This window comes from Microbacterium sp. 22195 (assembly GCF_052056515.1).
GTDB lineage: Bacteria > Actinomycetota > Actinomycetes > Actinomycetales > Microbacteriaceae > Microbacterium.
Map to the genome: position 1 here is coordinate 191,846 of NZ_JBQEPE010000003.1, position 17,594 is coordinate 209,439.

Annotated in this window: 24 protein-coding genes; 1 reads left to right on the top strand and 23 read right to left on the bottom strand. The window is 63.1% G+C overall.

Annotation, left to right across the window (positions count from 1 at the left end):
* Positions 1–4: 4 nt before the first annotated feature.
* From ACTJJ4_RS11515 to ACTJJ4_RS11545, 7 genes are all read right to left on the bottom strand, one after another.
* Positions 5–322, bottom strand: a complete 318-nt coding sequence (locus tag ACTJJ4_RS11515) for a hypothetical protein (RefSeq protein WP_440943437.1) — start codon at positions 320–322, stop codon at positions 5–7.
* On the bottom strand, positions 319–459 hold the full coding sequence (locus tag ACTJJ4_RS11520) for a hypothetical protein (RefSeq protein WP_440943438.1): 141 nt from the start codon (positions 457–459) through the stop codon (positions 319–321). Before ACTJJ4_RS11520 ends, ACTJJ4_RS11515 begins: the two co-directional genes overlap by 4 nt.
* Positions 459–1,244, bottom strand: coding sequence for a peptidoglycan-binding protein (locus tag ACTJJ4_RS11525; RefSeq protein ID WP_440943439.1), 786 nt, complete (start codon positions 1,242–1,244; stop codon positions 459–461). Before ACTJJ4_RS11525 ends, ACTJJ4_RS11520 begins: the two co-directional genes overlap by 1 nt.
* A 145-nt stretch (positions 1,245–1,389) precedes the next feature.
* Positions 1,390–1,644, bottom strand: coding sequence for a hypothetical protein (locus ACTJJ4_RS11530; protein ID WP_440943440.1), 255 nt, complete (start codon positions 1,642–1,644; stop codon positions 1,390–1,392).
* Positions 1,641–2,660, bottom strand: a complete 1,020-nt coding sequence (locus ACTJJ4_RS11535; RefSeq protein ID WP_440943441.1) for a hypothetical protein — start codon at positions 2,658–2,660, stop codon at positions 1,641–1,643. Before ACTJJ4_RS11535 ends, ACTJJ4_RS11530 begins: the two co-directional genes overlap by 4 nt.
* Positions 2,660–4,900, bottom strand: coding sequence for a hypothetical protein (locus tag ACTJJ4_RS11540; protein ID WP_440943442.1), 2,241 nt, complete (start codon positions 4,898–4,900; stop codon positions 2,660–2,662). The genes ACTJJ4_RS11535 and ACTJJ4_RS11540 overlap by 1 nt, the downstream gene beginning before the upstream one ends.
* Positions 4,901–4,964: 64 nt before the next feature.
* The gene (locus tag ACTJJ4_RS11545) at positions 4,965–7,775 is read right to left on the bottom strand and encodes a phage tail tape measure protein (protein ID WP_440943443.1); all 2,811 of its coding nucleotides are present in this window, start codon (positions 7,773–7,775) and stop codon (positions 4,965–4,967) included.
* A 45-nt stretch (positions 7,776–7,820) separates the two neighbouring features.
* On the opposite strand from ACTJJ4_RS11545, the gene ACTJJ4_RS11550 reads away from it, so the two are divergent.
* Positions 7,821–8,003: a hypothetical protein gene (locus tag ACTJJ4_RS11550; RefSeq protein WP_440943444.1), complete on the top strand. Its 183-nt coding sequence runs from the start codon at positions 7,821–7,823 to the stop codon at positions 8,001–8,003.
* Here ACTJJ4_RS11550 and ACTJJ4_RS11555 read toward each other — a convergent pair.
* From ACTJJ4_RS11555 to ACTJJ4_RS11630, 16 genes are all read right to left on the bottom strand, one after another.
* Complete coding sequence (locus ACTJJ4_RS11555) at positions 7,987–8,166, bottom strand: hypothetical protein (protein ID WP_440943445.1); 180 nt, start codon at positions 8,164–8,166, stop codon at positions 7,987–7,989. The genes ACTJJ4_RS11550 and ACTJJ4_RS11555 overlap by 17 nt on opposite strands.
* 203 nt (positions 8,167–8,369) lie before the next feature.
* Positions 8,370–8,765 (bottom strand): hypothetical protein, encoded by a 396-nt coding sequence (locus ACTJJ4_RS11560; RefSeq protein ID WP_440943446.1) that lies wholly within the window; start codon positions 8,763–8,765, stop codon positions 8,370–8,372.
* Between the two features lie 77 nt (positions 8,766–8,842).
* A complete protein-coding gene (locus ACTJJ4_RS11565; protein WP_440943447.1) occupies positions 8,843–9,352 on the bottom strand; it encodes a hypothetical protein in 510 nt (169 codons plus the stop codon).
* 274 nt (positions 9,353–9,626) lie between these two features.
* Complete coding sequence (locus ACTJJ4_RS11570) at positions 9,627–10,043, bottom strand: hypothetical protein (RefSeq protein ID WP_440943448.1); 417 nt, start codon at positions 10,041–10,043, stop codon at positions 9,627–9,629.
* Positions 10,043–10,432 carry a hypothetical protein gene (locus ACTJJ4_RS11575; RefSeq protein ID WP_440943449.1) on the bottom strand — a complete coding sequence of 130 codons (390 nt, stop codon included), beginning with the start codon at positions 10,430–10,432 and terminating at the stop codon, positions 10,043–10,045. Before ACTJJ4_RS11575 ends, ACTJJ4_RS11570 begins: the two co-directional genes overlap by 1 nt.
* Entirely contained in the window at positions 10,432–10,917 is a 486-nt protein-coding gene (locus tag ACTJJ4_RS11580) for a DUF6093 family protein (RefSeq protein WP_440943450.1), read from the bottom strand. Before ACTJJ4_RS11580 ends, ACTJJ4_RS11575 begins: the two co-directional genes overlap by 1 nt.
* Positions 10,827–11,312: a hypothetical protein gene (locus tag ACTJJ4_RS11585; protein ID WP_440943658.1), complete on the bottom strand. Its 486-nt coding sequence runs from the start codon at positions 11,310–11,312 to the stop codon at positions 10,827–10,829. The genes ACTJJ4_RS11580 and ACTJJ4_RS11585 overlap by 91 nt, the downstream gene beginning before the upstream one ends.
* A gap of 16 nt (positions 11,313–11,328) precedes the next feature.
* Positions 11,329–11,463, bottom strand: a complete 135-nt coding sequence (locus ACTJJ4_RS11590; RefSeq protein ID WP_440943451.1) for a hypothetical protein — start codon at positions 11,461–11,463, stop codon at positions 11,329–11,331.
* The gene (locus tag ACTJJ4_RS11595) at positions 11,463–12,365 is read right to left on the bottom strand and encodes a phage major capsid family protein (protein ID WP_440943452.1); all 903 of its coding nucleotides are present in this window, start codon (positions 12,363–12,365) and stop codon (positions 11,463–11,465) included. The genes ACTJJ4_RS11590 and ACTJJ4_RS11595 overlap by 1 nt, the downstream gene beginning before the upstream one ends.
* A gap of 11 nt (positions 12,366–12,376) precedes the next feature.
* A complete protein-coding gene (locus ACTJJ4_RS11600; RefSeq protein WP_440943453.1) occupies positions 12,377–12,859 on the bottom strand; it encodes a hypothetical protein in 483 nt (160 codons plus the stop codon).
* A gap of 74 nt (positions 12,860–12,933) precedes the next feature.
* Positions 12,934–13,602 carry a VG15 protein gene (locus ACTJJ4_RS11605; protein ID WP_440943454.1) on the bottom strand — a complete coding sequence of 223 codons (669 nt, stop codon included), beginning with the start codon at positions 13,600–13,602 and terminating at the stop codon, positions 12,934–12,936.
* Entirely contained in the window at positions 13,556–15,013 is a 1,458-nt protein-coding gene (locus ACTJJ4_RS11610; RefSeq protein ID WP_440943455.1) for a phage portal protein, read from the bottom strand. Before ACTJJ4_RS11610 ends, ACTJJ4_RS11605 begins: the two co-directional genes overlap by 47 nt.
* Before the next feature lie 11 nt (positions 15,014–15,024).
* A complete protein-coding gene (locus tag ACTJJ4_RS11615; RefSeq protein ID WP_440943456.1) occupies positions 15,025–16,461 on the bottom strand; it encodes a hypothetical protein in 1,437 nt (478 codons plus the stop codon).
* 34 nt (positions 16,462–16,495) lie between these two features.
* Positions 16,496–16,801 carry a hypothetical protein gene (locus ACTJJ4_RS11620; protein WP_440943457.1) on the bottom strand — a complete coding sequence of 102 codons (306 nt, stop codon included), beginning with the start codon at positions 16,799–16,801 and terminating at the stop codon, positions 16,496–16,498.
* A 122-nt stretch (positions 16,802–16,923) separates the two neighbouring features.
* Positions 16,924–17,211, bottom strand: coding sequence for an HNH endonuclease (locus ACTJJ4_RS11625; protein WP_440943458.1), 288 nt, complete (start codon positions 17,209–17,211; stop codon positions 16,924–16,926).
* A gap of 19 nt (positions 17,212–17,230) precedes the next feature.
* A complete protein-coding gene (locus ACTJJ4_RS11630; protein WP_440943459.1) occupies positions 17,231–17,413 on the bottom strand; it encodes a hypothetical protein in 183 nt (60 codons plus the stop codon).
* Positions 17,414–17,594 lie beyond the last annotated feature (181 nt).

The following is a 17,594-nucleotide window of genomic DNA, read 5'->3' on the forward strand; positions in this document are numbered from 1 at the left end:
CCTTTCAGCGTGGGAGGCCTTCCGGCCACGGAGGGAGGGGAATGTTGTGCGCGGCCATGTGGTCGCGCTGGATGCCGATGAACGCCCGGTAGCCGCGATTCTCGGCTTCGAGGGTGTCCAGTCGCGCATCGGTGCGTTCGCGGTAGCGGGCGAGCTCTTCCTGCAGCTGATCGATCAGCTGGTTCTGCGATGTCGACTCCACGGTTGCTGCAGCGACCTGCGCGTCACGCCGCGACCGGCGGTCAGCGACCCTGTGCCCGACGATCACACCGACCAGCAGGCCGACCGCGCCGATGATCGCGATGATGATGTCCTCGCTCACACCCACCCCCAAGACGGGGTGCACATGAGCATGAGCGCCGTGGCGCCGATGGCCAGGAGCACGCCGAGCCCGATCCACTCCCGCAGGGGGATCGGGTGTCGGCGTGCCTGCCCGTGCTGGATGTTCGAGCCACGCATCAGACCCCGAGCGCCTTCCGGGTGCGCGGACCGACGATGCCGTCAGCGGTGAGCCCGGAGCGCCGCTGGAACTCCTTGATCGCGGCGGTGGTCTTCGGCCCCTGGATACCGTCGACCAAGAGGTTCCCCGCGTACAGCGGGTAGTTGCTCTTCAGCTTCTGCTGCACGGCACGGATCAGCGCCGAGCCGGCCGGGGCGGGCTTCGCGGGCGGGAAAGCTGCGGCATCCGACCGTGGGCCCCAGATGCCGTCAGCAGTGAGGCCGTGCGCCTTCTGGAACGCCTTGACCGCGGCCAGAGTCTTCGGACCCCAGATGCCATCCACCGTGGCGCCGACAACGCGCTGCACGTCCTTGATAGATCGATTCACTGTGATGTGCCTAACCGTGCCAGCCGGTGCCGGCTGCCCGATCTGCCGACTACGGTCGAAGCACTCCCACACCGCCGCGGACGTGGCTCGCCCGATGATCTCGACGTGGATGTGCGGGCCGGTGACCCGCGCGCCAAGGTCGCCCACGTAGCCGAGGCGGGTGCCCTCGGAGACGCGCGTGCCGGGGCGCGGGCATCCCGTGTGGGAGCGCATGTGCGCGTAGCCGACGGTGAAGCCGTTGTCGTACTTGACGACTACCCAGCAGCCGCCGGCGAGGTTCTTCGACAGGCGCAGGACCGTGCCGGGGCCGGACGCGTAGAACGGCTTCCCGAGGTGCGAGGGTCCGCGCAGGAAGTCGATGCCGGTATGCCCCTTGTAGGTGTACGGGTCGGGTCCGGGCGCGGGGAGCCTACTCATCGTCACCACCGTTCCCTTCGGTCTCCTCGACGATCTCGACGTCGGTGAGGTCGTAGTCCTGATCGGTTTCGGGCGTGCTCATGACGCCCTCCTTTCATCTGGGTATGCGAAAGCCCCGCACGACGGCGGGGCTCGAGTTCTAGGGTCAGGACGCGACCGCGATGACGATCACGCGACGGTCCTGTTCGATGCACGCCACCCGCGCGCCAACCGGGATCGAAGAGACAACCGACTGCGGTGCCACATCCACCGGGTCGCCTGCGGGGTCAATGTCCCCATCGAGTTGCACAAGCAGCGGGGTTTCCTGCGAGACGGTCCCCCAACGGAACGTCGGCTTACGGTCAACCGCAGCCCACAACTTCGCGATCTGATCCCTAATCGGTTTCAGAAGATCCTTCATGCGACCTCCCGCCACTCAGCACTGATGTCCGTAAACGGGTCGAAGTTCATCGACATGCTCTGAACAGTTGCGAGACGCCGCCGCCCATCAGCAGGAGTAAACCCAACAAGTGCGTTCGGGTTCAGGTTCAACATCGCGTGCGTAACCTTCAACCGTGCAACCGGTGACATCAGATCGGCAAGCTTCCGGGCCGCGAGCTGATCCAGCACAGCCTGCGACTCCGCCTCCACCGTCTCCGCTTCCGGACCAATCCACCGGTTCCCGCGCGCCTGAAACGAGAACGGCGACAACGGGTCTTCGTTCTTCGCGGTCGCGATCAAACCCTCCGCGTCCTCATCCCCGCGAGTGACCATCGTCACCCGGTTCGGGACGTTCGAAAGGTTCTGCTCACGATCCCAAGCGGGGAAATGCAACGAGTCCTCACCGTGACGGAACTCGAACGCGACCGGCCGCAGGGCAGGGTCAACGTACGGTTCAACACGGAACTGACCCGACCCGTCACACCACAACGACCAGTACCCAACCGACTGCAACAGCTCGTTGATGATCTTCAACTTGCTGGTCCCTGCCGGTGCCGTGTACTCCGCCGTCCGCACCTTGCTTGACGGGGTGACCGAGATACGCGTCTCCCCCGTCGACTGCAGCAACCCCACAACAGCAGGGATCACAGCGTCACCAACAGCCATCGAGAACCTTGCATCCGTGGTGTCCTCAGCCGGGATGTTCATCTTCGTCAACAGCCCAACCTCAAACCCACGCCCGTACGCCGTGTTCTTCTCCACAGGGGAAGACAGCAGGTATGTCCCGACAGGCCAAGACGACGCCCCATCATGGAACGTCGCCTGCACCCGGTTCGACATCCAATCGATGCCCGCCCCCATGTCATCGAGGGTCAGCCGCCCCGACCCGCCAAGCGTCGACTGCGCGACAATTTCCGCCGACCCCCCGGTAACCCCATCAAGGTCACCGAGGGGCCGATCCTGCGAATCCAGCAGTGTGAATGACCAACTCAGCATCACTCACCGTCCGCTTCCGTGATCGTGAACGAGCACCCCCAGTACCCGTGCCAGGGCCGAAGTTCGTCCCCACCATCCGCGGTGGACTGCCGACGCAACGCAATGTCACCGATCGACCCGACAAGCACACGCCCATCAGGGTCACGGAACTGGAACAACGCTTCCTCCGACTGGGCGAGCTCGAGCAGTTCATCCGGCGTCGCAGTCGGTTCCGTGAAGGCCCGGTCCGTGACCATCGCCGCAACCTGCCACACCTTCGACGTCGCCGCTCCCGTGTACGCGACAGGGCGGGTCCTGCCCGCATACTCCTTCAGCACCCGGGCTCGACCGGCCGAAGCCTGCACGTCCGGGTTCATTGGCAGCCGGCACGTGGTCATGAACCCCGGCCCGCCCGACAGCCACAATGCCTCCGAGCGGGCGGGCACGATGATCTCCGTGACCGTCGCCGCACCTTCCGCTGTGAACCCGGTAGCCCGGTACACGATGTCCGCGTACGACGGGGACCGAGAGTCGATGAACGTCGCACCCGCAGGGCCATCCATCAGCGGCACCCACTGCGTTCCACTGAGACGCTCCACCGTCATCCGCACCGCAGCAGGCGGCAACGGGGCGACCACCTGCACGTCCGTGGTGTCAGGGACAGCGTCCCACAGCACCACACGCCCGCCCGTGGTGAGATCGTCGACCTCGATCGGGCCCTCAATGCCACCAGGTGCGACGGTGAGGGTGACGACGCCATTCTCCTCCGACCACTCGCCGAGGAAGATCGGCGGTGCGGGCGGATCGAACACGACCGTGAACGCCTGCTCGGCCCACAGCGACGTGACATCGCCCGTCGCGGCACGAGCCTTGACCTTGAAGTCTCCCTGATCGACCCGCTTCGTGAAGGTGTAACTTCCCGTCGCACCTGACCCAGAGCGCGTCTCGATGACCGTGCCCGCGGCGGTCTGCAGCTCGACCTCCCACGAGGACTGCGGGCGCCCTTCGGGTTGGAACCACGACCAGGTGATGGTCAGCGTGGATGCATCCCAGTCGGTGTCTGGCTGTGTGATCGCGACACCCGGTCGGGTGATCACCGTCACCACAGCCACAGCCGACCACGGCGAGAACGCCGGGTCGGTGCCCTTCGTGCGCACCTGCCACTCGACATCCCCGAGCGGGAGGGACACGTCACGGAAAGCCGCGGTCGTGCCCGTCAGGGTCGTCCACGATCCACCGACAGGACGCCACTGCAGCTCGTACTCAGACTGCGCAGACGAGTCCACCGGGTTGTGAGTCCAGGACAGGCGCACAGGCTCATCAGACGCCCGCACAGCCCCGTTCGGAGCCAGATTCACGGGCGCCGCAGGTGGAGCGATCAGCTGCACCGTGTTCGACGACGCCGACCAGGTGCCCTGCACCCCGCCAGGGGCGACGCCGCGCAGCTTGTACGTGTGCGGGACACCCGGGTCCGGTGCAACATGCGTCCACGGCAACGACACACCTGACGCGACGACCGTCGCGTCGTCCATCACATCGAAACCGGTCACGAACGGCGGGACCGTCGACGCCTTCACGACGATATCCATGCCCGACCGGGTCGCCGACACACCCGTGGGAGCGGCAGGCGACGTGTAGACCGTCGCCGTGCCCGACCATGCCGACTGACCCGCCGTCCAGACGCCCGCCACACGGTAGACGTACTTGTGCCCCGCCGATGTGGTCGTGTCCGAGAATGATGTGACGTTCCCACCAGGAGCGCCAACTTGCTGCCATGGCCCGTCGTCTGTCTGCCTCTGCACGACAACCGAGGTTGTGCCACCCGCACGCGACCACGACAAGTTCACCTGAGCGTCAGACACCCGGGTCGCCACCAAATCGTACGGGGTCTGCGGGATCGACGGCAGCGTCCAGATCTCCGTGTATTCCTCATCGATGCCGCCGTACTGCAACCTCATACGGATGGCAATGGTGATGTTGCCGTCCGGGTTATGAGGGACGTTGGTGTAGAACCATCCGTCATTCCACCCTGTTGACCCGATCGGCAAGAACGGGGACGCCGAATGACGCCCCATCTCGCCCACCCAGTCGATCGACAGGATCTGCGCGCCAGCACCGTTGAAGTAGCTGTCCTTGCCCTTAGAAGCCCGGACCGCACCCGCAAGTCGCGTGTAGTTCCCGGCGATGTTTGCCGAGTCGCGGATGACCTCAGCGCTGAAGGTCACATACGGCGAACTCTTCGAGACGGTGATCGTGACCACAGGAACCCCCTCCGGGTACGAGAAAGGGCGGAGTCCGAAGACCCCGCCCTTTCAGATGTCAACCTCAGCCGAACGGCAAATCAGAACGCACCGACTCCGCAGACGGGAACGCCTCAGAAACAACACCGCGGATCATGCCCGTCAGCCCGTTCCCGAGATCAAGCGTCCCCGAAATCCGCATCCCATCCAGCGACGGAGCGGCAACGTTCACCTGCGGCTGCTGGAACCCGAACTCACGGCCAGCACGCAACCACACCTGCTCAGATCGCGCCCTACGCCGAGGATCACCAGAGATGTATGCCTCGTCGTACTCCTCAGCAAACTTGTGAATGCCCCCGGGGGTGTATTTGTAGATCCCCGGCTCAAAACCGGAGTCTGCGAACGCCTTCTCCTTGTTGTGGAAGATGCCACCATTCGCAAGGCCGGGAGTCACCTGACGGCCCCCATAGCTAAACCCGCTACCGTCAGCCTTCACCTTCACGTGAATCTCGCGTCCGTTGTTCGACTTGATCCAGTAGTCGAGCTTGTTCTGCGCCTCCGCCGTCTTCGCGAGAATGTCGATCTCCTTCTTCGACGGCAGCTTGAACACCTGATCTGCCAGACGCTCCACGGCCTCACGGTTGTAGCCCGCCTTGACCGCAGAGTCGATGAAGGCCTGACGCTGAGCGGTGAGAGTTTCGATGTACTTCTGTGTGGACTCATCCGCCGACATCGTGGTCTGATCCTGCTCGTACTGAGCCTTCGCCGCATCCTGAGCAGCAGCAGCAAGATCAGCGAGTCCAGCAGCGTTCGCGGCACCCTTCTGCGTCGACTGATCCAGCGACGTCCCCGTCTGCTCCACCTGATCCTTCAGCCCCGCAAGAGCCTCCTGATACCGGGCATTTGCGGTGATCGCATCCTGCCCAATCCCATTCGCCTCATTGATCTGCTCAATCAGCTTCGAGATCTGGTCGGTCAGACGCTTCGCAGAATCGGCTTCCTCGAGGTACGCATCACCAGCGGTCTTCGCGACCTCAGCGCTTTCCTCGGTCTTGCCTCCAAGCTCACCCGAAGCAAGCTTGAGCAGGTTCGACTTGTCAGCCGTGATCTTGAGGCTGTTCGCCTGCTCGATCAGAGCATCGCGATACCCCGGCATGAACTGCACCAGGTTCCACAGTTGCTCTTCAGTGCCATCCGTCTCAGCGGCAAGCAAGTTGAACGCCCGCTGCGCAGCCGGAAGGTCGGAGCCGGCGAGTTCACCAAGCTGATCACCGATCTTCCGCAGCGCGTCCTCAGCAGCGAAGTTCGAGGAGTTGCCGATACGCTCCCACCAGTTCGTCGCCTGACGCGCCGCCGTGCGCAGAATCTCATCCAGGTCACCAAGATCACGACGCAGCGAGTTGAAGTTCTTCAGCTCCTCGCCCTTCATCGCGGTCTTCCAGATGTCAGCAGCATCCTTCGCCGTAACAAGGGAGTTCGTCATTTCACCAGCAGACGCCTGCGCATTGTCGAGACCGGCCTTAAGCAGCGTCACGGCAGTCGTAGCAGCAACCGTGGCAATAGCCCAAGGACCGCCTAGGAACGACGCGAATCGGCTAAGCCCCGCACGCGCGGTAGACGCCGTGATGTTCAACGTCTGCAGAGCGACCTTGAAGGAAGCGATCTTGGGGATTGCGACCAGCGCGGCCCCGCCAAGAAGAGCAACACCAGCCGTGACCAGACCGACCCACAGAACACCCTGCTTCATCGGCTCCGGGAGGGCGTTGAAGCCGTCGACAAGGCTCGTCAAACCCTGGAACAGGTCGCGCAGGGGCCCGTTGACGCCCTCACCCATCGAGATGAAAGCAGAGTCCAGGGCGCCACCGAACTGCTCAATATCACCCTTGAGGTTGTCGAGACGGGTCGCCGCAGTTTCAGACGCGTACCCCGAATCGTCAACAGCGGAGATCCACTTCCGCATCCCCTTTTCGCCCTCATCGAGCATCACCGCGGCGGCACGGTAAGCGTCCGTGCCAAAGATCGTTTTCAGGGTCGCAGACTGCTGCTCCGCAGACATGTCGCCCAGAGCGTTCTTCAGCTTTCCTGCGTACTCGGCAACACCGATGAACTTCCCCTGCTGGTCGAACGCCCGCAGGTTCAGCTCATCCATCAGAGTCGCCGCCTGCTCCGTCGTCGGATTCAGGGAAAGCAGCATCGTCTTCAGAGACGTTCCCGCATCCGATCCCAGCAGACCTTGTGCAGCGAACGCCGACAGCGATGCCGTGGTCTCCTCGATCGACAAGCCTGTCAGTGCTGCGGCCTGTCCGCCCTGCTTCAGCGCCATCGACAGGTCCGACACGTCGCCCATCGCCTTGCCTGCACCAGCCGCAAGCAGGTCTGCGACATGGGACATGTCCGAGCCCTCGAGCTTGAACGTCTTCAGCGCTGTCGCCGCGATACCTGCCGCATCAGCGACCCCAAGACCACCAGCCGCCGCAAGATCCAGAGCTCCGGAAAGACCCCCACCGAGGATGTCTTTCGCATCAACGCCGGCCTTAGCCATCTCTTCGATCGCATTGGCCGACTCTTGGGCGCTGAACACAGTCTTTGCGCCCGCGTCGATCGCCGCATCCCGAAGTTCCGAGATGTTGTCGCGCGCATCCTGACCTGTAGCGGCGACATTCGACATTGCCTGGTCGAAATCCGCGAACTTCGCCACCGCAACACCAACGCCAGCCGCCACAGCAGCGCCCATGACAAGCGATGCGCGACCAACCTCAGACATCGCCTGATGGGTCTGCGCCAGGCGGTCACCTTCATCAGCGGCCTTCTTCGTCGCATTCGACGCCCGCCGCATGTTCTCTTCGAAGTTCGCGATCTCCGCTTCGAGAACAACACGCGTGATCCGATCCGTCACGCGACCACCCCCTGGTAAGTCGGCACGGCCGGTACACTCGGCGGCATGCGAATCCTGTTGCCCGTCGTCTTCGTGCTCGTGTCCATCGCGACAATCGCGCTGACGTTCACCGCCATCGCGATGTTCGTGATGAGTCAGATCGGACCGGGCATGGCAGCACTCGTAGGCGCGGTTGTGTGCGGGCTAGTGACCCGTTCGGTGTGGAAGCAGCTCAACGCTCCGGCTTAGGAGCCTTCTTTCGCACGTGGAACGTGAGGTACTCGAGCATGTCCTCGCCGTACTTCTTCTTCAGCAGTTCCCGACCGTCGATATACGTCTTCATCGCGTAATCCGTCACAGGCTCCGACATCTCGAACTTGCCCATGTTCGCCCGGTCGGTGGCCTCAGACATGAGGATTCCGTGCTCACCACGCGGAGCATGATCCTGCTCCCACGAATGAAGCAACCATCCGCGGTCCAAGTCGGAGTACTCCGACTCCCGTACGGTCACAGCCTTGACCACACGTCCGTCATCGTCGTACTCGAAAGAGGTGACCTCGGCGGGCTCCCAACCAAGGAGCCGACGCACCGAGATGCCGGCTTCGCGGGCGAGTGCTACTTCTCGCCCGCTCGGGATTTTCCCAGTGCTCGAAGCGCCTGCAGGGCTTCATTCACGTTCAGGCCCCAAATCACCGTGCCGATGTTGTTGCGGTACGGAGAATCGAGGACGGAGAAAAACTCCGCCCAATCCGCCGCATCCTGCACCTGACCATCAAGAGTCACGTCCGGGTATGCGGCGGATACAGCGTTGATGTTGTAGCCGATCATGGCGTCGCCCTCAACACCGGGTCGGGGCGGGTTGCTTGCCACCAGGTCATCCCACACATCGGGGAGCACACGGTCAATACCAACCGTGACCTTCTCCCCACCACACACAACATCCACGGTCCACGTCTTCTTGACAGCCAGCTCTTCGCGCTGCTTTGCGATCAGCGCCTTCACATCAACCACGACAAACTCCTCACCATCCCTCACCAGAAGAAGAGAACCGGGGGCAGGGTGGTGAGGAACCCCACCCCCGGGGCATGTCAGGCTGCGACTACCGCAACCTCGTGCAGAACCTCGCCAGTGATAGACGGCGTGGTCGTCTTGTGCGCCTCCGTGTTCGCCGTCGCGGGAACCACGAACGACTTACCCGTGCGCACGGGAACCAGGTCGGTGATCTTGTCGCCCGCAGCGATCGTCCATCCGTTCTCGTAACCGAGGAAGTGAACGATGTACCCGGACGTGCCGCGAACACCGATCGTCGTCTCCGCATCGGTCGGCGTCTCTCGGTTGAACACGTACAGCAGCACCAGCGCATACTTCGTGGTGCCTTCAGCGTCCAGCTCCTGATCGAGCGTGTACCGCGAGATCGTGCGCCGGGTCTCGGTCGGCGTCAGGCTGTAACCAGTCGGGCCGAAAAGGTCATAAGTGATCGGTGTTCCGGCCGCGAGCTCCGCCACGGTCGGTGCGCTCGGATTGGCAATCGTGGGAACCCAGAGCACAGTGCCCATTCCCTCGTAGCCGAAACCCTCCGAAACTGTCTCCTTAGCCATTACTTCTCCTCCTCAGGGGTGAGCCCCGCGGAGGGGGCGATAGGTTCCTCACCGGTCTTGGATGCCGTACTCGACGGCTTGGCGCGCTTGGAACTGCGCGCAGTCGGCGCGGGATCAACCACAGCGCCAGGAATGTGAGAAGCCGGTCGCTGTTTCGCAACCGGCTTCTTGTTGATGACCTCGTAACGGTCAGGATGTCGCTCTACCTCCACGGCAGGGACATCAAACTCATGCTGTGCGGCACCAGGACGCGCACTACGTACACGGATGAACATCAAGCCCTCCTAGACCAGAACTCGAACGACAGGTCGAGATAATGAAGGTCAGTCGTCTGGTCATAGCGCCCCTTGCCTTCTTCAACACCGGGAACCAACTTGACCCGTTCGCATTTGCGGCCAGCAACCACGGGAACCTTCCCGATCACGCTCATGACGGCATCCGCGAACTTCATCAGGCCATCCGCGTCGACAGAAACAACACGCACGTCATACCGCCAACGCGACCGAGACTCAACATCCTGAGGTGCCGTATACCGGTTGTCGTCCAGCTCGTTCGGGCCATCCGGGTACAGAACCACGTAGTTGTCGCGCACCGGAGACCCGCCCGCGATCCGCACATTCGAATACACCCTGTTGGCAAGGATCGTCACCGCAAACAGAAGCGCCTTGAACGCGTTGTAATGCGCGCGCATCACGACCCCCTCAACGCTGCAGCAACACCGTCAGCAATGGCGGCTTCCATCCCCCGCACGAAATCGGGTTCCGCCTTCTCCAAGGCGTCCCGCCCCGCATGCTGAGGCTTCGATCTGACGCCACCGCCGCCGTCCTCAACGAGACCAAACGAACCGGCATCGCCAGGGGTCGGACCGATCTCTGCCTTGACGCTGTGGGCAAGCTCCTGAGTGTCATAAGTGACATCACGCGCGTACCCTGCAAGGCCGGTCCTGTTCGCCGCCGCACGCCAATCGTCACGGATGTGATGCGCCGTGACCTGCAGCGCCTTGCGCGCAAAACTCTTCGTCTCCTCAGGAACGGACGCGAGCTCTGCTGACAACTTCCGCACATCCGAGAAGTCAGTCATCACACCTCCGTCAGCGGGTACCTGTGTGCGGTCGTCTGTCCCGCCTGCGCATCACCCTGGATGTTGAACCGACGCCCAACCAGAACAGGATCAGCGGACGACCCCGCCACAAGAACCTCATCCCGATCAGACAGACGCGGCGAACCAAACGGGATCGACAAATACGGCTCCTGCACAGTCACCGGACCACCCGGACCCGTCACATTCGACACCTCACGCGACGCCCACCGGACACGCCCCACACCCGTGTACCGCTCCTCCACCAGGACACGAACCGGGGCGCCAGAATCATCCGTCTCATCCCGAAACAAGCCCACCGTGACGGCTTCTGTCATCCGGGACTCAGCCTCAGCACGCAACCCCGGAAGAGCAGCGGCGACATCCCACCCGAGACTCACGGCGTCCCACCCGTCTCGTAGATCGGGACACCAGCGATGTCCACACCGCACGAGCAGTACGTAGCACCGAAGTTCAACGAGCACCACGGAACATGCGCAGCGCCGATCGATGGCACCATGTCGATCGCAAACGCGCCATCGTCAGCCTCAACAAGCCCAAGAAGCGCCCACCACTCGTCAAGGATCGTCACTCGACCCTTACCTGATTGGTAGGTCCGGGAGGAAGAAGCATCATCGACGCTGATAGTCACCTGCGTGGCGTCGTCGGGCTTCTTGATCTGCGCGACTACCGCTTCGCGGATCACGTAGTCAAGCTTCGCCTCACCGATCGTCGCCGGGTCGATGTCCAGCTTCTCGGCCCGGATCTCAATCAGCATCGTGGCGTCATCGATCCAGAGCTTCCACTGCTGCTCCTGAATCGATCCAGGTTCGGGGGCGGCCACACCAAGTGCAGTAGCGATCTTCGCGGGAGTCACAGCCATGACCGCCCCCTTCCTGTCAGTCCGACGCGCTGCCGGTCTTCTTCGTGCGTGACTTCGGGGCCTCCACGGCCTCCCAGTCGCTGTCGGTCGTGAACGGGTGGCCACCGCGCACGACAACGACCACCTTCGTGTTCACGTTCCGCAAACGCATCAGCCCGCGACCTTGTCCACGATCAGCGCGAACGCGTCGAGGTCAGCGATGCCCCAGCCGTAGACAACCTCTGCGCGGAACGCGACCTGGTTGTTGCGCTTCAGGTCACCCTGCCCGTCCGGGTCGCCATACTTGATCAGCTCAAGGCCGATCGCGCGCTGGACACCCCAACGGAAGGCGCCGAAGTCGCCTACGATGCCGAGAATGCCTGACGGCGTGGCGACGACACCAGTTCCGCTGACCGTGCGGGAAACGGAGGCACGGTGGCCGTCAAGCTCCGAAGCCTCGAGCGAAAGCTTGAAGTTCGGGTAGAGCTTCTGCTCCGAGTTCGTGCCGCGCAGGGCCGAGAACTTCGCGGCGAAAGCCGGGTCGATAGCGATAGAACCGGGCGCGTAACCGTCAGCGAGCACCAGTGCATCTGCCGCATCCAGGTTCGCATACGGCTTGTCGGTGTTCACGCGCTCCACCTGGTTGGTGGCCGAAGCAAGCTTCTGCGTGATCGACGCTGCCACAGCACCCGTCTTCGGGTTGATGCCGTGAATGGCGCCATAGTCGAGCGCGCGAGAAAGCGCCGGCTGAATCTGCGCCAGGATCTCCGAAACCGCCTGCAGCTGGTGATCCTCATCGGCCCAGAGAACCTCTTCGGTCATGCGAACGGTCTTCTGGAACTTGTGAGGCTCAACCGTCTGGACGGTCTTCGTGATGTCGTTGGAGGACTTCTGCCCACCCTCCGACACCAGCTCAGCCTCACCCGAGTCGAACACCATCGCCTTACCGGTGCCGAACTTCTGCGGCTCAGACGGCGACAGAACAGCGAGCGTTGAACCCGCCGCAACCTTCCCGAGCCATGGGGTCATGATGTGATCGGGGAGTTCGAGATCCCCGGTTGCAAGTGCAGCCATGCTGCTACCTCCTAGTCAGTTTGCGCAGACGCGAACAGGGTGCGGGTGAAATCCCGCAGATCCTTATCCGTGCCCGCATCAGTCGTTGTGCCGCCCTCTTTGGGGGCCCGGTTGCCGTTCTTCTTCTGGTCGACAGCCCGTTCGGCCAGGCGCTTTGCCTGAGCCTCGAGAGCAGCCGCGTCGGAACCCGTCAGGAACAGGTCACGGTCCTCCGCAGAGATCCCGTACTTCAGAGCGATGTCGGATCGCAGCGTGCGGGCTTCCGCCTCTGCATGCTTGGCCTCGAGATCGGCAAGCTTCTGCTCAACCGTCTTCGCGCCCTCCGCCTTCGCTTTCAGCTCGGCATAGTCGCCAAACTTGTTCTTTGCCTGCTGAGCCAGACGCTCGGTAATGAGCTGATCCAGTTCGGCCTGCGTGAACGTCTTCCCCTCGGCGGGCTTCGTCTCGCCACCCTCGCCGGGGTTCGGCGCGGGATTGGGAGTTCCTTCGGTCATCGGTTCCATCCGTTTCTGTGCCGTCGCACGTCAGAACCCCGAAACTGTCGGGTACAGCCCGTCGAAACGGGAAGTCATTCCGGGAAGTTCCCTGCGAGGTAGTCACGCAAGAACGCCTGCTCCTTGGGCGTGCGACGACGCTTCGAGGCCATGTACTGGGTTGTGTCGGCCTCCGGCCCCATGGCGCCACCCTTGAACACGGGAGCCGCCGTGCACAGACAGTCGTCATGAGACGCGAACCTCGCCGTCTCCTCGCGGTACACCGCCCCACGGGCGGCGAGCATCCTGCAGAACCCGCACGACTTCGCCCCGCGGGTTATCCGCATCCACCCCACACAGGCCGGGTCACGCTTCCGGTTCGTGAGGATCGTGTCCCGATACGGGCGCGCCATCTCAGAACGCATCACCTGCGCGAGACGGGCCGCCGCCAGCTCGTCATCATCCACCGACAACGGCTCAGACGCCCACGCCACACCCCGACGAATCTTCACGGTCCGGTCAAGGACAACGGAACCCGCCGCAAACCGCCCCTCAGCCCCGACGCGCATGTCGTCGTACAGGTCGACCGCCAGCGCAGCCGACCCCTCCGAGTAGAACGCCACCACATCCGGCACCGTGTCCAACAGCTGCAGCCGACGGGACTCCCAACGCCCCGAAGAACGGCGCAGCATCCACCGCACCGTGTCCTCAGAGTCGTCAGCGAGTACCGCCAGTTGCCGTTTCGACTCCAACGCGGTCACCATCAGATGCCCCCTCGCCGAGTCGCGCCGCGATCAACGCCTGCGCGGACTGCCTACCCACGTTCTGGCGATGCTCCTGCAACGCCAGATCAATGTCCTGCTGAGACCAACCCAGCCGGCGCATCGCAACCGTCGTCTCCTTCACCCACTCCGGCAGAGACGCGATCTCCTTCGCGCCCGCATCCGCCTGAGCAGCACGAGACAGGTACACCGGGGAACGCCACTCAGTCGTGATCGACGACCACGACTTCGGGACCTCCGACTCGCCGTTCTGGATCGCCAACGCCGTCTGCACACGTCGGCGGATCGGAACAGACCAGTCATCCGTAGCGCCCTCAGCCTCAGCGATCAGATCCTCACGCGACGCGTTGTACGAGTCCGCCGACGTCGGGTTCGCCATATCCGTCAACGCGAACGCCGAATCGGGAAGGTCATACTCACGTGCGGTGAGCTTCGCCATCGCGTTCAAATCCGCAAGGTGCGGCTCCGGGGACTGTGCGGGGATGTGCTTCACATCCGCACGTCCACCCTCGATCGGTGCACCCTCGTCATCCACCGCGTCAGGAATGCCCAGCGCACGGCCTAGAGCGATCTGCCAAGACGCCTTATACGACCCGTCCGCTTTCTTGAAGATCTTGTCCGACGCTCCAAGAAGGATCAGCTGCGGGAGCGTGTACACGTCCATGTGGCCCTCAAGACGCACCAGCTCCCGCAGAGCGGCGAACTGGTGGGAGATTGCCGCACGCGTGATCCGAGACCGCCCCATCCGCTTCGACGTGCGCGGCTTGTACACCAGCGGATCAGCCGGCACATGCCACGGATGCTCCTGCCGGTCGACCTCCCACTTGCCGCCCTCGAGGTCGGCGTTGATCGTCAACCCGTCGAGGTACAGCACGAACCCGGTGATCCTGTCCCGTTCGCGGGAAGTCACCGACAGCAGGTTGTCCAGCCGTCGCTTGCGGTTGTTCCACTCGCCAGTCGCATTCAGCGCGTCCTTCGCGTGGATCAGGGCCGCGGGCTCGTCATCCTCGCCCTTCGTCGTGATCAGGTACGACACACCATGGATGAGAGAATCCGTCCGTGCCTGGGCGAGCTCCGACTGCAGGAAGTTCGCATCCGAGAACTCCCGCATCCCCAGAGCATCCAGGTCGCCGTCGGCCCAGACCATCCGCTCAAGATTGCATCGACGCGCCAGACCATCGACGCCCTTCGCGGCCCACCCCAGAGCAAGCCCCAGACGGTAATACTGCGGCGGAATCACAGAGCCGACCTGACGGATCGCCTGCTTCCCGTCATACAGGTCAGAACGCTTCCGGTTATGCGGCTGCTTTTCCTTCAACTGCTTCGCCAGGAAGTTCAGCGTCACCAGCTCGTCATCATCCAGCCCAGGGATGCGGAGACTCACATCAGCCATGCCGACCCCCTTCACAGCACCACAGCGGTACGTTCACCCACCACACGGCGCGACGGTCGCACCACGTCATCCTTCATCGCCCCCCACAGGGCAAGCGTCGACGAAACCACCGGAGTGATATCCGCCTCAGGGTCTTTCCGGTTCCACGCCCACGCGCCCGCCAGGGGCCGCTTACGCGCCACCGACAACGCCACGTTCAGTTGCGTCTGATCCGTGTGCCGAAGCTTCGGCGTCGCTTCCATTACGCCATCGAAAAACCATCCGCACGCGATCGCCATATCCCGGCCCTCCGCCGCAGCAAGAGTGACCAGAACCTTCCGATCAGTGCCAGCCAGGTAGTGTTTGCCGTTCTTCGTCTCCACCAGACCAGACATCTCATCGACAACCACTGCGTGTAGCCGGTTCCGCTCAGCACGGGACTTCACCCACGGGCCCACCCAGTCGATGCCGCGCTTCTGCTCATCAAGCTCCACATGCCACAGACCATCGGCACGCTTGCCAGCCAGCGACACAGACGCCACAGAACGATCCGGGGCAACATCAATCGCAAACGTGATCCGCTCCACAGCCATCGACGCCGGGTCAGACACCCTGCCCCACGACACCGAATCAATGACCTCAGGCGTCCCCGCAGCATCCCAGATACCGAGCGCTTCACGCAGCCACGACTCCTCAGAGGGAAGGTTCTTTCGCAGCCGGAGCATCGAGCGCTCCGGAGTGCGATGCGGGTACGACGGATTCGCTTTCCGCCACTGGTCCCGGTCGTCCGGGTCAGCATCGTCGTCTGCCGAACACTCGATGAACACCGAATCCTCGGACTCGCCGGCCAGCGCCTCAGCGCGACGTTGCATGAACGCTTCTCCGGGATCAACCGGACGCGGCGGCGTGCCCATGAAGAACAGCAGCGCACCAGCCGGGAACCGCGACTGGTTCGTCGCCGCAACCATGTCCTCAAGCGCCTTCTCGGTGAGGATCTGCGCCTCATCGAACACCTCAATGTCGACTTCCTCGAAGCCTCGGCCAAAGCCACCCTCACGGGCGCCGAACATAATCACAGACCCGTTATGAAAGTGGATCTCCTGCTCACCGTTCGTCGCACGGATCGACCGCACGTAAGGGGCAACAGTCTTGCGAGTAGCAAACCCACGCAATGACGCAAACGTCTTCGACGATGTTCGCGTGCGGTGCGCAGTCCAGAGCACGGTTAGTCCCGGGAAAAGGGTGCACAAGGCGAAGATGATCCGCGACACGAAATACGTCTTGGCAACCTGCCGAGGAATCGACAGGGTGACACCGCCGACCGTAGCCGCGTAGTCGCCGTTCGCGCGCTTTGCGAGCACCAGCTTTCCGGCGCCCACCTGCCACTCATCGAACTCGTCACCGAACTCGCGAATCCGGGCGTACACCTTCGGGAACCCCGTGGACACAATCCCTGACGGCGCGATCACATGCCGCGCAACCTCAGAAAGCTTCCGAGTGTCCCTAAATGGCTTCGACGTCGAACTCTTCGTCCTCGATGTTCGCGGCATCAGACGCCTCCTCAGACTCCTGCCGCTGCAACGCCTCAATCTCCCGAGAGATCTCAATCTGACGGCGAGACAGAGAAGCAAGATCACGCGCCAACGTGTTCGGGTCATCCAGCGCCCTCGCGATCCGCCGACGCAACGATCGAAGCTCCTCAAGGCGATCATCGGCCTCGGCGGCCTCAAGGATCGTCATCGGCTTCTTCGGCGCAGGGGCCTCGTCAGGAGCCACTGCCCGAAGAACGGGCTTTCGAATGTTCCCCATGAGCACCTCCTCGGTCGGTGTGGAAAAACGGCGGGGAGGGATGACGGCAAGCCCCGGAGACCCGGCAGGGGTTGGCTCAGAGGGGCACTCCCCCCTGGTGTTCGAAGCGATCTTCGAGTGTGCTACGTCACTGATCCGGATCGTTTGACGATCGGCGCAACCAGTCGTGCCCGTTTCTGTGAGTTGCAGCGCCAGTGTGCTGGCTTGGCGTTGCTGGTGTCGTGCCGTCCGCCTTTGTCGAGGGGGATGTCGTGGTCGGCTACGTATGCTTCGGGGTTTGGTTTGCGTGTTCCGGGGATGAAGTAGGGCAGTTCGTAGTCGATGGGTTGTCCGCAGATGTGGCAGTTGCCGCCGATGCGCTTGACGTGACGGCGCATGCGGTCTTGCATGGCTGTGTTGCGGCGTACCATCGCGCCCTTCCGTGTCCGCCTAGACGAGTGTGAAGGTGTGTCCGCTGGGGTAGCTGTCTCCCCATGCGGTGCCACCATCCACGGTCACCAGGTCGACGTTGACCTGGTTGCCGTCGGGGGTGGTGTTGAGGACGCGGGATGCGCCTTGTTCGGATTGGATGATGTCGCCGCGGGCGAGTTGGGTGGCGGTCTTCGTGGTCATCGTGGCCTCCCCCTAGTTGTTTCGGGTGAATCCGATGCGGGCTTCCATGCCGTCCCATTCGGGTCGGGCTGCGTTCTCGATGTATGCGCCCGTGCTGATGTGGTTGTCGCCTTCTGGTTCGGTGCGGTCTGGGCAGTGGTGTTGGTGCCGCCATGAAAGTACTTGGCGGGTGCTGCCACGG